The 14,858-nt window shown below is 70.4% G+C and carries 6 protein-coding genes and 1 tRNA gene; 1 reads left to right on the top strand and 6 read right to left on the bottom strand.

The genetic code is table 11. The annotated features are described in order from the left end of the window. Positions 1-82: 82 nt before the first annotated feature. From AMK11_RS32490 to AMK11_RS32475, 4 genes are all read right to left on the bottom strand, one after another. Positions 83-958: a helix-turn-helix domain-containing protein gene (locus AMK11_RS32490; protein WP_073731704.1), complete on the bottom strand. Its 876-nt coding sequence runs from the start codon at positions 956-958 to the stop codon at positions 83-85. A gap of 262 nt (positions 959-1,220) precedes the next feature. After that, complete coding sequence (locus AMK11_RS32485) at positions 1,221-3,953, bottom strand: DNA translocase FtsK (protein ID WP_198941512.1); 2,733 nt, start codon at positions 3,951-3,953, stop codon at positions 1,221-1,223. 156 nt (positions 3,954-4,109) lie between these two features. Next, positions 4,110-4,784, bottom strand: a complete 675-nt coding sequence (locus tag AMK11_RS32480; protein WP_073731703.1) for a response regulator — start codon at positions 4,782-4,784, stop codon at positions 4,110-4,112. A 416-nt stretch (positions 4,785-5,200) separates the two neighbouring features. Next, a complete protein-coding gene (locus AMK11_RS32475) occupies positions 5,201-10,678 on the bottom strand; it encodes a HAMP domain-containing protein (RefSeq protein WP_073731702.1) in 5,478 nt (1,825 codons plus the stop codon). 392 nt (positions 10,679-11,070) lie between these two features. Here AMK11_RS32475 and AMK11_RS32465 point away from each other — a divergent pair, with 392 nt between their 5' ends. Then, on the top strand, positions 11,071-13,824 hold the full coding sequence (locus tag AMK11_RS32465; RefSeq protein WP_073731701.1) for a SpoIIE family protein phosphatase: 2,754 nt from the start codon (positions 11,071-11,073) through the stop codon (positions 13,822-13,824). 56 nt (positions 13,825-13,880) lie between these two features. On the opposite strand, the gene AMK11_RS32460 is transcribed toward AMK11_RS32465, so the two are convergent. Together AMK11_RS32460 and AMK11_RS32455 are read right to left on the bottom strand one after the other, a co-directional pair. After that, a tRNA-Thr gene (locus AMK11_RS32460) sits at positions 13,881-13,956 on the bottom strand. Positions 13,957-14,035: 79 nt separating this feature from the next. After that, positions 14,036-14,698 carry a DegT/DnrJ/EryC1/StrS family aminotransferase gene (locus AMK11_RS32455; RefSeq protein WP_241847132.1) on the bottom strand — a complete coding sequence of 221 codons (663 nt, stop codon included), beginning with the start codon at positions 14,696-14,698 and terminating at the stop codon, positions 14,036-14,038. Positions 14,699-14,858 lie beyond the last annotated feature (160 nt).

The raw sequence follows: 14,858 nt of genomic DNA, 5'->3' as shown, positions 1-14,858 counted from the left end.
GTACTTCGTCCCGCGGACAGCCCACGTCGACGGGGTTGGCCGATCCCGGCCAACCCCGTGGTGACGCGCTCCCCCGGTCCCCTTATCCGGCCTGCGGGTCGCCCTTCGTGTACGTCAGGCGCTCCACGGCGCCCGGCTGGAAGTCGTCGTCGATCTTCTTGCCGTTGACGTAGAGCTCGATGGCGCCGGCATCGCCGAGGACGAGCTTGATCTTCTCGTTGTCCTGGAAGGTCTTGGAGTCGCCCTTCTCGAGGATGTCGTCGAAGAGCAGTTGGCCGTTGTGGTCCTGGGCGGAGATCCAGCTGCGTCCGTCGGCGGCGGTGACCTTGACGGTCACCTTGTCCCGGGGCGCGGCGGCGATGGCGCTGTCGGTCGGGTCCGGCTTGGGGTCGGCGGGCTTCTTCGGCTTGGCGCTCGGCGAGGCGGATTCGCCGGCCGACGGCTGGGCGCCCTCGGCGACGCTCGCCTCGTTGCCGCCGTCGTCGCCGCCCTTGACGAACGTGAAGCCGACGAAGCCGATCACGGCGACGATCGCGGCGACCATGGCGGCGGTCCAGTTGGGTCCGCGCCGCTCCGGACGGATGCGTTCCGCCTCGAACAGGGGCGCGGCCGGAGTCGGCGCCGGGCGGCCTCCGTGCTCGGCGTCGAACTGCGCGAGCAGCTCCGCCGGATCCAGCCCGACGGCTTTGGCGAGGGTTCTGATGTGACCGCGCGCGTACACGTCCCCGCCGCACGGAGCGAAGTCGTCCGCCTCGATGGCGTGCACGATGGCGATCCGGACCCGGGTGGCGGTGGTGATGTCGTCGACGGTCAGCCCGGCGGCGATCCGTGCCTGCTGCAGGGCGCGGCCGACGGAGGGGCGGGATTCCTGAGGGGCGCCTTCGGAGACCTCGTCAGGAACGTCTGGGGACACGTCTGCGATCGGACGCTCGTCTTCAGGGGAGTTGCCGATGGACACGGGGGCGCCTTTCGAGCGTTTAGCCGCCTGTGCTGGACGTTCAGTCTAGGGGGGGTGCGAACGGGTGGGGCAACCGGGCGGTACGACTTTGTACGCCATCGGTATGGCCCGGCATCCCGATGGTGGACTATCAGTTTGTCGTTTCCCTCAACTTGACGTACGCCATGAGGAAACGGTTGCCCAATGATCCCTAACGGGTGAGTCACGATCGGCCGGCCGACCGCCGTGACTCTCCGTCGGTGGAACCCTCGCTCACCGTTCCCTACCCCTCAGACTCCCCCCGGATCACGGCGAGCACGCCGTCCAGCTCGTCAGGCTTCACAAGAACGTCACGAGCCTTTGAGCCTTCGCTCGGTCCGACGATGCTGCGCGACTCCATCAGGTCCATCAGCCGCCCGGCCTTGGCGAAGCCGACGCGCAGCTTGCGCTGGAGCATGGAGGTCGACCCGAACTGCGTGGAGACGACCAGCTCGGCCGCCTGGCACAGCAGGTCGAGGTCGTCGCCGATGTCCTCGTCGATCTCCTTCTTCTGCTTGGTCCCGACCGTGACGTCGTCCCGGAAGACGGGCGCCATCTGCTCCTTGCAGTGCCGGACGACCGCCTGGACCTCCTCCTCGGTGACGAAGGCGCCCTGCATACGGGTCGGCTTGTTCGCGCCCATCGGCAGGAAGAGGCCGTCGCCCTTGCCGATCAGCTTCTCGGCACCAGGCTGGTCCAGGATGACCCGCGAGTCCGCGAGCGAGGAGGTCGCGAAGGCCAGCCGCGAGGGCACGTTGGCCTTGATCAGGCCGGTGACGACGTCCACGGACGGCCGCTGGGTGGCGAGCACCAGGTGGATGCCGGCCGCGCGGGCGAGCTGCGTGATGCGCACGATGGCGTCCTCGACGTCGCGGGGCGCCACCATCATCAGGTCGGCCAGCTCGTCCACGATCACCAGCAGGTACGGGTACGGCTGGAGCTCGCGCTCGCTGCCCTCGGGCGGCTTCACCTTGCCCTCGCGCACCGCGCGGTTGAAGTCGTCGATGTGCCGGTAGCCGTAGGCGGCGAGGTCGTCGTAGCGCAGGTCCATCTCGCGCACGACCCACTGGAGCGCCTCGGCGGCCCGCTTCGGGTTGGTGATGATCGGCGTGATCAGGTGCGGGATGCCCTCGTACGCGGTCAGCTCGACGCGCTTGGGGTCGACCAGGATCATCCGGACGTCCTCCGGGGTCGCCCGCATCATGACCGAGGTGATCAGGCAGTTGATGCAGGACGACTTGCCGGAACCGGTGGCGCCCGCGACCAGCATGTGCGGCATCTTCGCCAGCGAGTGCATGACGTAGCCGCCCTCGACGTCCTTGCCGAAGGCGACCAGCATCGGGTCGTCGTCCTCGGCGGACTCGGCCAGCCTCAGCACGTCGCCGAGGTTGACCATCTCCCGGTCGGTGTTGGGGATCTCGATGCCGACCGCGGACTTGCCGGGGATCGGGCTGATGATCCGCACGTCGGGGCTGGCGACGGCGTAGGCGATGTTCTTGGCCAGCGCGGTGATCCGCTCGACCTTCACGGCGGGCCCGAGCTCCACCTCGTAGCGCGTGACCGTCGGGCCCCGGGTGAAGCCGGTGACGGCGGCGTCGACCTTGAACTCGGTGAAGACGGTGGTCAGCGAGGCGACTATGGCGTCGTTGGCGGCGCTGCGCGCCTTGCCGGGGCCGCCGCGCGTGAGGAGGTCGAGGGCCGGCAGCGAGTAGGTGATGTCGCCGGAGAGCTGGAGCTGCTCGGCGCGCGGCGGAAGCTCCCGTTCCTGCGGGACCGGCGTCTTGGTGAGGTCCGGGACGCCCGCCTTCTCTCCGGGACCGTCCTTCTTGAGCTTCCCCGGCTGCGGACGCGCCGCCGGAACCGGCGTCGGGGTCGGCGCCGACGACTCCCGCTCCCCCGTGCTCACGCCCTGGGTGAGGTCGGCGACCAGCGGGGACGGCGGCATTCCGTGCAGTACGGCGCCGTCGAGGGCGGCGGCCGCGGCGGCGGCGACGTCCACGGCGTCCATCGGCCGGTCCATGTCGGGCTGCGGCACGGCGGACCGCCGGGGCCTGGTACGGCGCCGGGCGAGCGCCTCCTGCTCCGCCCCGTCGGGGTCGTACGGCTCGGCGGCCGGCCCCCCGCGCTTGCGTGACCGCGCGGGCAGCGCCTCACGCCACTGTTCGTCGTACCGCTCGTCGTCGTCCGTGAACTCGTAGGCCTCCGGGTCCCGGAGGAGGCCGAGCCGTACGCCGAGCTGCCGCAGCCGCTGAGGGACGGCGTTGACCGGGGTGGCCGTGACGACCAGCAGCCCGAAGACGGTGAGCAGCACGAGCAGCGGCACGGCCAGGACGTCGGTCATGGTGTACGACAGCGGGGTCGCCGCGCCCCAGCCGATGAGGCCGCCGGCGTCCCTTATGGCGTGCATGCCCTCCCCGCGGGCCGGTGAGCCGCAGGCGATGTGGACCTGCCCGAGGACCCCGACGACGAGCGCGGAGAGGCCGATCACGATCCGGCCGTTGGCCTCCGGTTTCTCCGGGTGCCGGATCAGGCGTACGGCGATGGCGCCGAGCAGGATCGGGACCAGCAGGTCGAGCCGGCCGAAGGCGCCGGTGACGAGGATCTCCACGAGGTCGCCGACGGGGCCCTTGAGGTCGGCCCAGGTGCCCGCGGCGACGATCAGGGCGACGCCGAGCAGCAGCAGGGCGACGCCGTCCTTGCGGTGCGCCGGGTCGAGGTTCTTCGCACCCTGCCCTATGCCGCGGAAGACGGCGCCGACGGCGTGGGCGATGCCCAGCCACAGGGCGCGTACGACCCGGTAGACGCCTCCCGTGGGGCTGGGCGCCGGCTTGGGCGCGGGCTTCTTGGCCGCGGCCTTCTTGGCGGGCGCCTTCTTCGCCGGTGCCTTCTTGGCAGGGGCCTTCTTCGCCGGACCCTTCGCGGGAGCGGCCGCCTTCTTCGCGGGCTGCTTCTTGGCTGCGGAGGGACGTGAGGCCATAGGTGCGAGGTTACCGGGGGAGACGGCGGTCGACACGTGTGCCCACCGCTTCACCCGTTCGTGTCGCCCCCGCGGAAATGCGGAACTGACGCCTCCGGTACTGCCCCTGACGTGCCCTCACGGCAGGCGCGCGACGGACGGTACCGCCCACGCCGCTCAGTTGACCGCGGCCTGCCCTCCGGACGAGCCCGGCTCCAGGGCGTCCAGCGCCCGCCGCAGTCCGGTGAGCTTGCGCTCCAGATGGGCCGCCGTCGCCACCGCCGCCGCGTCCGTCGACTCGTCACCCAACTGCTTGGAGAGCGCCTCGGCCTGCTCCTCGACGGCCGCCAGCCGCGCCGACAGCTCGGCGAGCAGCCCCGCCGGCTCCTTGGCCTCGCCCGCCGCCTCCTTGGTGCCGCCCTCCAACTGGAGCCGCAGCAACGCCGCCTGCTCGCGCAGCTGGCAGTTCTTCATGTAGAGCTCGACGAAGACGGAGACCTTCGCGCGCAGCACCCACGGGTCGAACGGCTTGGAGATGTAGTCCACCGCGCCCGCCGCGTACCCGCGGAAGGTGTGGTGCGGGCCGTGGTTGATCGCGGTGAGGAAGATGATCGGGATGTCCCGGGTCCGCTCCCGCCGCTTGATGTGGGCAGCGGTCTCGAAACCGTCCATGCCCGGCATCTGGACGTCCAGCAGAATGACCGCGAAGTCGTCCGTGAGCAGTGCTTTGAGCGCTTCCTCCCCGGACGATGCCCGCACCAGCGTCTGATCGAGCGCCGAGAGGATCGCCTCCAGCGCGAGCAGATTCTCCGGCCGGTCATCGACCAGGAGGATCTTGGCCTTCTGCACCATGGCCCGCCCTCCTCGCCCCGGCGTGGGGCCTCCCCTGTCCGCAGGACTTGGCGCAGCACCGGCGGGTGCCGCCCCAGGGGACGGCTCCCTTGCGCCGCCCGTCCTTGTGCCGGTCATCGTAGCCGCACCCCGCCTGTCGCCACACCCTGTCACCGTGATGTCACTGTGCACGTAGCAGAAACGCGGCAGGGGACCAGAAGGTTCCCCGAATCCCGCGCTTCTACACGGCTCCGGGCACACTGAGTCAGCGACCCGGCGTGAACTCCGGAGCTTCCCGCCACGTGCGTACACCCACGTTCGCACACCGCCCCCGGGTGCGGTGCGGACGGTCCCCGTTCACACCCCGGGCACTGTGCCCGCAGGGACCGCGGGCGCGCTGCCCTGAAGTACCGCCCCGTGCCCGCGAGGACCGGCCCTCACTCCTCCCGCATCCACTGCTGCATCACCGTCAGCAGGTGATCGGGGTCGACCGGCTTCGTCACGTAGTCGGAGGCGCCCGACTCGATGGCCTTCTCCCGGTCGCCCTTCATCGCCTTCGCGGTCAGCGCGATGATCGGCAGACCGGCGAACTGGGGCATCCGGCGGATCGCTGTGGTCGTCGCGTACCCGTCCATCTCGGGCATCATGATGTCCATCAGGACGACCGCCACGTCCTCGTGCTGCTCCAGCACCTCGATACCCTCGCGCCCGTTCTCGGCGTACAGCACGGACAGGCCGTGCTGTTCCAGGACGCTGGTGAGCGCGAAGACGTTGCGGATGTCGTCGTCGACGATCAGCACCTTCTGCCCGCCGAACCGGATGCCGCGGCTCGAAGTCGGGGCCGCGTCCTGCTCGGCGGACGGCTGCTGCTCCGGCAGTGCGGCGGGTCCCTGCGCGGCCTCCGACGCGGCCCGGCGACGGCGCCGGAAGAGGGAGGCGGCACCGTTCTGGGCATCCTGGTACGACTTCACCTCGGCGGGCAGCTCGGCCTGCGCCCCCGGCAGCGCAACGTCGGCGCCCGGCGTGGCGAGCGCCCCGCCGGGCTCCAGGGCCGGCAGGGGCTGCTGGTAGCCGTGCGCGGGGAGCTCGCTCGGGTGCAGCGGCAGGTACAGCGTGAACGTCGACCCGCGGCCCGGCTCGCTCTGCGCGTGGATCTCGCCGCCCAGCAGCTGCGCGATCTCCCGCGAGATGGACAGCCCGAGGCCCGTACCGCCGTACTTGCGGCTGGTGGTGCCGTCGGCCTGCTTGAACGCCTCGAAGATCACCCGCATCTTGCTGGCCGCGATGCCGATGCCCGTGTCGCTCACCGAGAACGCGATCAACTCGGCGTCCGGGTCGGTCATCGAACCGGCCTCCAGCAACTGCTCCCGGATGGCCTGCGGCACGTCGTCCCGGGCCGGGCGGATGACCAGCTCGACGGCTCCCGAGTCGGTGAACTTCACCGCGTTGGACAGCAGGTTGCGCAGCACCTGGAGGAGCCGCTGCTCGTCGGTGTGCAGCGTGGCCGGCAGCTCCGGCGACACCCGCACCGACAGGTCCAGGCCCTTCTCCGCGGTCAGCGGCCGGAAGGTGGCCTCCACGTAGTCGACGAGCTGGACGAGCGCGATGCGTGTCGGGGAGACGTCCATCTTGCCCGCCTCGACCTTCGACAGGTCGAGGATGTCGTTGATGAGCTGGAGCAGGTCGGAGCCGGCCCCGTGGATCGTCTCGGCGAACTCGACCTGCTTCGGGGACAGGTTGGCGTCCGCGTTGTCGGCGAGCAGCTTGGCCAGGATCAGCAGCGAGTTGAGCGGCGTACGCAGCTCGTGCGACATGTTGGCCAGGAACTCGCTCTTGTAGCGCATGGAGACCGCGAGTTGCTCCGCGCGCTCTTCCAGGACCTGCCGCGCCTCCTCGATCTCGGTGTTCTTCACCTCGATGTCGCGGTTCTGCTGCGCCAGCAGCTCGGCCTTCTCCTCCAGTTCGGCGTTGGACGACTGCAGCGCCTTCTGCCGCTGCTCCAGCTCCTCCGACCGGTCGCGCAGTTGCTCGGTCAGCTCCTGCGACTGCTTCAGCAGCACCTCCGTCTTGGTGTTGACGGAGATGGTGTTGACGCTGGTCGCGATCATCTCGGCGATCTGGTTGAGGAAGTCCTTCTGGATCTGCGTGAACGGGGTGAAGGACGCCAGCTCGATGACGCCGAGCACCTGCCCCTCGAACAGCACCGGCAGGACGATCACCTGCGCGGGCGGAGCCTCCCCGAGCCCGGAGGAGATCTTCAGATAGCCGCTCGGCGCGTTCTCCACGAGGATCGTGCGCTTCTCCTGGGCCGCCGTGCCGACCAACGCCTCCCCCGGCCGGAACGAGGTGGGCATGGAGCCCATCGAGTAGCCGTACGACCCGAGCATGCGCAGTTCGTACTGGTCGCCCTCGGCGCCGGCCTGCTCCTGGCCGTCGACGTGCGGCATGGCGAGGAAGAACGCGCCGTGCTGCGCGGAGACCACCGGGGTGAGCTCGCTCATGATCAGCGAGGCCACGTCCTGGAGGTCCCGCCGGCCCTGCATCAGCGCGGAGATACGGGCGAGGTTGCCCTTGAGCCAGTCCTGCTCCTTGTTGGCGATGGTGGTGTCGCGCAGGTTGGCGATCATCTTGTTGATGTAGTCCTGGAGCTCGGAGATCTCCCCCGAGGCGTCCACGTCGATCTTCAGGTTCAGGTCGCCGCGGGTCACCGCGGTCGCCACGCGCGCGATGGCACGGACCTGCCGGGTCAGGTTCCCGGCCATCTCGTTCACGGACTCCGTCAGGTCCCGCCAGGTTCCGTCGACGTCACGCACGCGTGCCTGACCGCCCAGCTGCCCCTCGGTGCCCACCTCGCGGGCCACGCGGGTGACCTCCTCGGCGAACGACGACAGCTGGTCGACCATGGTGTTGATGGTCGTCTTCAGCTCCAGGATCTCGCCGCGCGCGTCGATGTCGATCTTCTTGGTGAGGTCGCCCTTGGCGATGGCGGTCGTCACCATGGCGATGTTGCGCACCTGACCGGTCAGGTTGGACGCCATCTGGTTCACCGACTCGGTGAGGTCCTTCCAGGTGCCCGCCACACCCGGAACGTGCGCCTGGCCGCCCAGGATGCCGTCCGTGCCCACCTCGCGGGCCACCTTGGTGACCTGGTCGGCGAACGAACTCAGCGTCTTGACCATGGTGTTGAAGGTGTCGGCGAGCTGCGCGACCTCACCGCGCGCCTCGATCGTCACCGTCCGCGTCAGGTCGCCGTTGGCGACGGCGGCGGCCACCTGGGAGATGTTCCGCACCTGAACGGTGAGGTTCTTCGCCATCAGGTTGACGTTGTCGCTGAGGTCCTTCCAGATGCCCACCACGCCGGGCACGTGCGCCTGGCCGCCCAGGATGCCTTCGGTGCCCACCTCGCGGGCCACGCGCGTGACCTGCTCCGCGAAGGACGACAGCTGGTCGACCATCGTGTTGACGGTCGTGACGAGCTCCAGGATCTCGCCCTTGGCGTCGACGGTGATCTTCTTCGACAGGTCGCCCTTGGCGACGGCCGTCGTCACCTCGGCGATGTTGCGGACCTGCATGGTCAGGTTGTTGGCCATGCCGTTCACGGACTGCGTGAGGTCCTTCCAGGTGCCGGAGACGCCCTGCACCTCCGCCTGGCCGCCGAGGATGCCCTCGGTGCCCACCTCGCGCGCGACGCGCGTGACCTCCTGGGCGAACGACGACAGCTGGTCCACCATCGTGTTCAGCGTGTTCTTCAGCTCCAGGATCTCCCCGCGCGCGTCCACGGTGATCTTCTGGGACAGGTCACCGCGCGCCACCGCCGTCGCGACCTGCGCGATGTTGCGCACCTGCGCGGTGAGATTGCCGGCCATGCCGTTCACCGAGTCGGTCAGGTCGCGCCACACACCCGCGACGCCGGGCACCTGCGCCTGACCGCCGAGGCGGCCCTCCGTGCCCACCTCGCGGGCCACCCGCGTGACCTGCTCAGCGAAGCTCGACAGCTGGTCCACCATCGTGTTGATGGTGTTCTTCAGCTCCAGGATCTCGCCGCGCGCGTCGACGTCGATCTTCTGGGACAGGTCACCGCGCGCCACCGCCGTCGTCACCTGGGCGATGTTCCTCACCTGACCGGTCAGGTTGGACGCCATCGAGTTGACGGAGTCCGTCAGCTCCTTCCAGGTGCCCGACACACCGTCGACCCGCGCCTGACCGCCCAGGCGGCCCTCCGTGCCCACGTCCCGGGCCATCCGCGTCACCTGGTCGGCGAAGGACGACAGCTGGTCGACCATCGTGTTCACGGTGTTCTTCAGCTGGAGCATCTCGCCGGAGACGTCCACGGTGACCTTCTGCGACAGGTCACCGTTGGCCACCGCCGTCGTCACCTGGGCGATGTTCCTCACCTGACCGGTGAGGTTCCGGAACGCCGTGTTGACGGAGTCCGTCAGGTCCTTCCAGGTCCCCGCCGCCCCGGGCACCTGCGCCTGACCGCCCAGCTCACCCTCGACACCGACCTCGCGGGCCACCCGCGTGACCTCGGCGCCGAAGGCGGACAGCTGGTCGACCATCGTGTTGACGGTGTTCTTCAGCTCCAGCATCTCGCCGGCCACGTCCACGGTGACCTTCTGCGACAGGTCGCCGCTGGCCACCGCCGTCGTCACCGCGGCGATGTCGCGCACCTGAGTGGTGAGGTTCCGGAAGACCGTGTTGACGGAGTCCGTCAGGTCCTTCCAGATCCCCGCCGCACCCGGCACGTTCGCCTGCCCACCGAGCTGGCCCTCACCACCGGTCTCGTTGGCCACCCGCGTGACCTCGTCCGCGAAGATCCGCAGCGTCTCGGTCATCTGGTTGATCGTCTCGGCGAGCTGCGCGACCTCGCCGCGGGCCGGGACCGTCACCTTCTTCGACAGGTCACCGTTGGCGACCGCCGTCGTCACGTGGGAGATCTCCCGCACCTGGGCCGTCAGGTTCCCGGCCATGGTGTTGACGGAGTCGGTCAGCTCCTTCCACACCCCGGCCACGCCCGGCACCTGGGCCTGCCCGCCCAGGGCGCCCTCGGTGCCCACCTCACGGGCGACGCGCGTCACCTCGGAGGAGAACGCGGAGAGCTGGTCGACCATCGTGTTGACGGTGTTCTTCAGCTCCAGCATCTCGCCGGCCACGTGCACCGTGACCTTGCGGGACAGGTCACCCTTGGCCACCGCCGTCGTCACCAGGGCGATGTCCCGCACCTGAGCGGTGAGCCGGTACGCCATCGTGTTGACGGAGTCCGTCAGGTCCTTCCACGAACCGGACATACCGCGCACCCGGGCCTGTCCGCCGAGCTTGCCCTCGGTACCGACCTCGCTGGCGACCCGCGTGACCTCGTCCGTGAACGTCGACAACTGGTCGACCAGGTTGTTCACCGTCCGGCCGACCTTCAGGAACTCCCCGCGCAGCGGCTGCCCGGTGCCCTCCGCCGACTGGGTCCGCAGCTCCATGCGCGGCGACAGATCACCGTCCGCGACCGCCGACAGCACCCGGCTGACCTCGGAGACCGGCCGTACGAGGTCGTCGACCAGCGCGTTCGAGTTGTCGATGGCGGCCGCCCAGGAACCCTCGCAGGCCCCCGTCTCCAGCCGCTCGGTGAGCTTTCCCTCACGTCCGACCACCCGCCGCACCCGGGCCAGCTCGCCCGTGAGGTGCAGATTGCGGTCGGCGACCTCGTTGAAGACCGCCGCGATCTCCGACATCACGCCGTCGCCGGACACCGTGAGCCGCTTGCGGAAGTTGCCCTCCCGCATCGCCACCAGTGCCGTCAGCAGCCGGTTCAGCGCGGCCGTGTCCACGGTCGTACTGCCGCCCCGCGTTTTGCCCTGGTTACTCAGGGACTGTCCGCCTTTCGCGCGCGCCTTTGTGCCCCGCGTCGCTGCGCCAGACTCCACTGTGTCCCTCCCGCAGGGGTCGACCGTTACTGCTGTGCCCGGCCGCCACCTCTCGGCGGACCGGTTACTGCCGCGTACTGCCTGTGCTGCCGCGCGGTCCGCACGGGTTCGCCGGACCGCTCCCGGGGCTGCTGCCCGCCGCACTGGGTGCGCATTCAACCTGCCCGGACCTTCACTGGAAGCTTGCCCAGTGTTTCACCCCGGCCGAACCAGGCCATAACAGTTCGGCAGCTTCGCACATCGTCCGCACACCCTCTGGGCGGAAACACAGCAGACCGGCATCCGCATGGACGGCGAAGGTAAGTAACCTTGCATGCGGCTGTCCAGCCTCGCCGGTCCGTCCGGCCTGGGCGGTGGCACGGAGACGAGCGGGCATCGGAGGGGCGGCCGGAATGACCACCGGACTGATCCCGGGGGAGCAGCCCCCGGATCCCGGGCCGACGGGTGGACTGCCGCAGCAGCGGCGCGAGCCGGTCGGCCATGAGGCCGTGCACGGGGAGAGAGGGTCGAGGAGTTCTGTGATCACCGCGCGCGCGGCCGCCAGCTTCGAGCCCGTCGGACGATCGGTGGCGAGCGCCCGGTCCTTCGTCCGGGACACGCTGCAGGGCTGGGGCCATGCCGACATCGTCGACGACGCCGTGGTGCTCACCAGCGAGCTGGTGACCAACGCCGTGGTGCACGCCGGGACCACCGCCGACGTCGTCTGCCTGCGCAGCGACGACGGCGTACGGATCGAGGTCGCCGACCACTATCCCGAGCGCGAGGTCCCGCTCCAGGGCTCCCCCGCCACCATGGGCAGCCTCGACCGCGAGGGCGGCCGCGGACTCCAGCTGTGCGCGGCCCTGGCCGACCGCTGGGGCGTCGAGTACACGCCCACGCTGAAGAACGTCTGGTTCCACCTCCACCTGCCCGAGCGCCCGGTCGGCACCCGTGCCGCAGGTCCCTCGCTCCCCGCCGACCTGCTCCCGCTCGCCGACGGCCGCGTCCGCGTCGCCGTCGTCCAGATCGACCGCACCGGCGCCGTCACGTCCTGGAACGAGGACGCCGGTGAGCTCTTCGGCTACGCCGCCGAGCAGGTCGTGGGCAAGCCGCTGACCGACCTCGCCGCCTGGCCGCACACGCCGGGCACCAGCACCGGCATCGCCGAAGCGCTCCAGCTCTCCCGCTGGGAGGGCAGCTACGGCATAAGGGGCGCCAACGGCCGCGTCACCCCGGTCTACGCCTCCCACCTCCGCGTCCGCGACGCCGGCGGCGAGCCCTCCACGGTCTGCCTCCTCGTCCGCGACCACGAACGCGCCGTCCTCCAGACACCGTTGCGCGTACCGGCCTCCGACAGCGCCGCCCCCTCGGAGGGCCAGAGCACCGACCCCTTCGAGGTCTTCATCGGCTCCCCCGCCCCGGACGACCTCGACGGCCTCCTCCAGCGCACGGTCGAACGCGCCCGCGACATGCTCGACGCGGACGCCGCCTTCCTGCTCCTGGCGACCGACGACGAGACGGAGCTGGAGGTCCGCGCCTCCACCGGCCTGCCCTCCGCCCGCCAGCGCTTCGCCCGGGTCCCCGTCGAGGCCGGCCCCGGCCGCTACGGCTCCGCCCGCATGCCCGCCGTCCACGACGACCTGGCCGCGGTCCCCGGCGCCGTCCCGCTGCTCAACGGCACCGGCATGCGCTCCGTCGTCACCGTCCCGCTCAAGGTCGAGGGCCGCCTCACCGGCTCCCTCGGCGTCGCCGCGGAGGCCGCCGGCCGGTACTCGAACGAGGAGGCGCTGCGCCTCCAGTTCGCCGCCGACCGCATCGCCCTGGCCGTCGAGTCCGCCCGTCTGGGCGAGCTGGAACGGCTGCGCCGGGGCTCGCTCAGCTTCCTCGTCGAGGCCTCCGACCTCCTCGCCGGCACCCTGGACCGCGACCAGACCCTGGCCCTGATGGCCCAGATGACGGTCCCGACCCTGGCCACCTGGTGCGCCGTCTACACCATCGCCGACCAGGCCTCGGAGCCGTACCTCTCCTACGTCCTGCACGAGGACGAGGAGCTCATCGACGGCATCAAGTCCCTGCTCTCGAAGATCGCCCCGCCCGACCCGGTGCCCACCCCCGGCGCCCGCGTCTGGTCGGCGCCCGGCGAACTGGCCCACCAGGCCGCCCTGCGCACGTCCATGCGTGACCTGGGCCTCAACAGCGGTACGACGCCCCAGCTGAGCACCGGCATCGGCCCGACGCTCGCCACGGCGGCCGCGGTCGGCGGCGAGACCGTGGTCCTCCCCCTCGTCGCCCGCAACCGCGTCATCGGCATGCTGACGCTCGGCAAGCCGACCGACGAACACTTCCGCCAGGAGATCCTGGAACTCGCCGAGGACCTGTCCCGCCGGGCCGCCCTGGCCCTGGACAACGCCCGCCTGTACTCGGAGCGCACGGCCATCAGCCAGTCCCTCCAGCGCAGCTTGCTGCCCCCGGAGCTCCCCGTCATCGACGGCGTCGAGGTCGAGGTCATCTACCGCGCGGCCGGCGAGGGCAACGAGGTCGGCGGCGACTTCTACGACCTCTTCCCCATCAGCGACGACGCGTACGGCTTCGCCATCGGCGACGTCTGCGGCACGGGTCCGAACGCGGCGGCCGTCACGGGCCTGGCCCGGCACGCCCTGCGCCTGCTCGCCCGCGAGGGCCTCACCGGCCCCGCGGTCCTGGAGCGCCTCAACTCCGCCATCCTCGACGAGGGCGCCCGCAGCCGCTTCCTCACCCTCCTGTACGGCGAGATGCGCCCCCAGGCCGACGGCAGCGCCGAGCTGAAGGTCGTCTGCGCCGGCCACCCGCTCCCCCTCCGCCTGCGCCAGAACGGCACGGTGGAACCCGCCGCCGAACCTCAGCCGCTCCTCGGTGTCATCGAGGACCTGGAGCTCTACGAGCAGACGGTCACCCTGGACCCGGGTGACGTCCTGCTCTGCGTCACGGACGGCGTCACGGAACGCCGGGAGGGCACCCGCATGCTGGGCGACGACGGCCTCGCCGACGTCCTCACGACCTGCACCGGGCTCACGGCGGGCGCGGTGGCGGCCCGCATCATGCGCGCGGTCGAGCGCTTCGCCTCGGACGCCCCGTCCGACGACATGGCGATCCTGGCGATGCGCGTCCCGGAGCCGCACGCGGACTGACCGGTCGCATCAGGGCATGCGAAAGGCCCCGCCCGGTTGGGCGGGGCCTTTCGTGGTGGAGCCCCCAAACGGAATCGAACCGTTGACCTTCTCCTTACCATGGAGACGCTCTACCGACTGAGCTATAGGGGCCTGTCGCTTTTCCGAGGTTTCCCTCGCGGCAACGGAATAGATCATACCCCGAACAGACCCGTGCTCCCAACCACGCCATTCAGAAGGCCGGCTGCAGAAGCCCGCCCAGGGCATTGCACGCGGACACGATCCGCTGCATGTCCCTCTTGGTCAGCGCGGCGTCGACCGGCAGGCCGAGCGTCTCGTCGGCCGCCCGCTCCGTCTCGGGCAGCGACACGCACCGCCGGAAGCCCGGCATCCGGTGCACCGGCGTCTTCACCGGCACCCAGCACCCGACCCCGCGCCCCCGCACGGCCCGCGCGAAGGCGTCCCGGTCCGGACGCCCATTGCCCGGCACGCGCACCACGTACTGCTGATAGGTGTGCCCGTCTCCCCAGTCCGGGGCGCGCACGCCCTTCAACTTCCCGTCCAGGTAGGCCGCCCGCTGCCGTCGCTGCGCTATCTCGTCGTACGGCGCCTCTGACTCGCCGTGCTCCAGCACGAGCAGCCCGTGCCTCCGGCCGACCGCGTGCAGCGGCCCGAGATTCGCCGGCCTTCCGAAGCGGTGCACCACGACGACGGCGGCGGTACGGGACGTCAGCGCCGCCTCCACCGCCGAGGCGTCCAGGCAGTACGAGACAGGATCTATGTCGGCGAACACCGGCAGAGCGCCGGCCAGAGCCACAGCCTCCGCGACTTCCACGTTGCCGAAGGCAGGTACGACGACCTCGTCGCCGACTCCTACGCCGGCGGCCCTGAGCATTGCTGCAGTACCCATACGGCAGATGCTCGTAGCGCAACGTGAACTTCAAGTGACGGAAAACAAAAAAGGGTTGAACCCAGAACCGAAGTTCGGGGTCCAACCCTTTGAATAATTGTTCGGCGGCGTCCTACTCTCCCACAGGGTCCCCCCTGCAGTACCA

The sequence above is a fragment of the Streptomyces sp. CB02414 genome (assembly GCF_001905385.1).
Taxonomy (GTDB): domain Bacteria; phylum Actinomycetota; class Actinomycetes; order Streptomycetales; family Streptomycetaceae; genus Streptomyces.
Note: the sequence above shows the minus strand (reverse complement) of the source record. Positions and strands in the feature narration are given on the sequence as shown.

Bases quoted from the DNA above. Each gene is read 5' to 3' on its own strand.
- AMK11_RS32485 (WP_198941512.1), bottom strand. From the start codon at position 3,953: ATGGCCTCACGTCCCTCCGCAGCCAAGAAGCAGCCCGCGAAGAAGGCG.
- AMK11_RS32480 (WP_073731703.1), bottom strand. From the start codon at position 4,784: ATGGTGCAGAAGGCCAAGATCCTCCTGGTCGATGACCGGCCGGAGAAT.
- AMK11_RS32465 (WP_073731701.1), top strand. From the start codon at position 11,071: ATGACCACCGGACTGATCCCGGGGGAGCAGCCCCCGGATCCCGGGCCG.
- AMK11_RS32455 (WP_241847132.1), bottom strand. From the start codon at position 14,698: ATGCTCAGGGCCGCCGGCGTAGGAGTCGGCGACGAGGTCGTCGTACCT.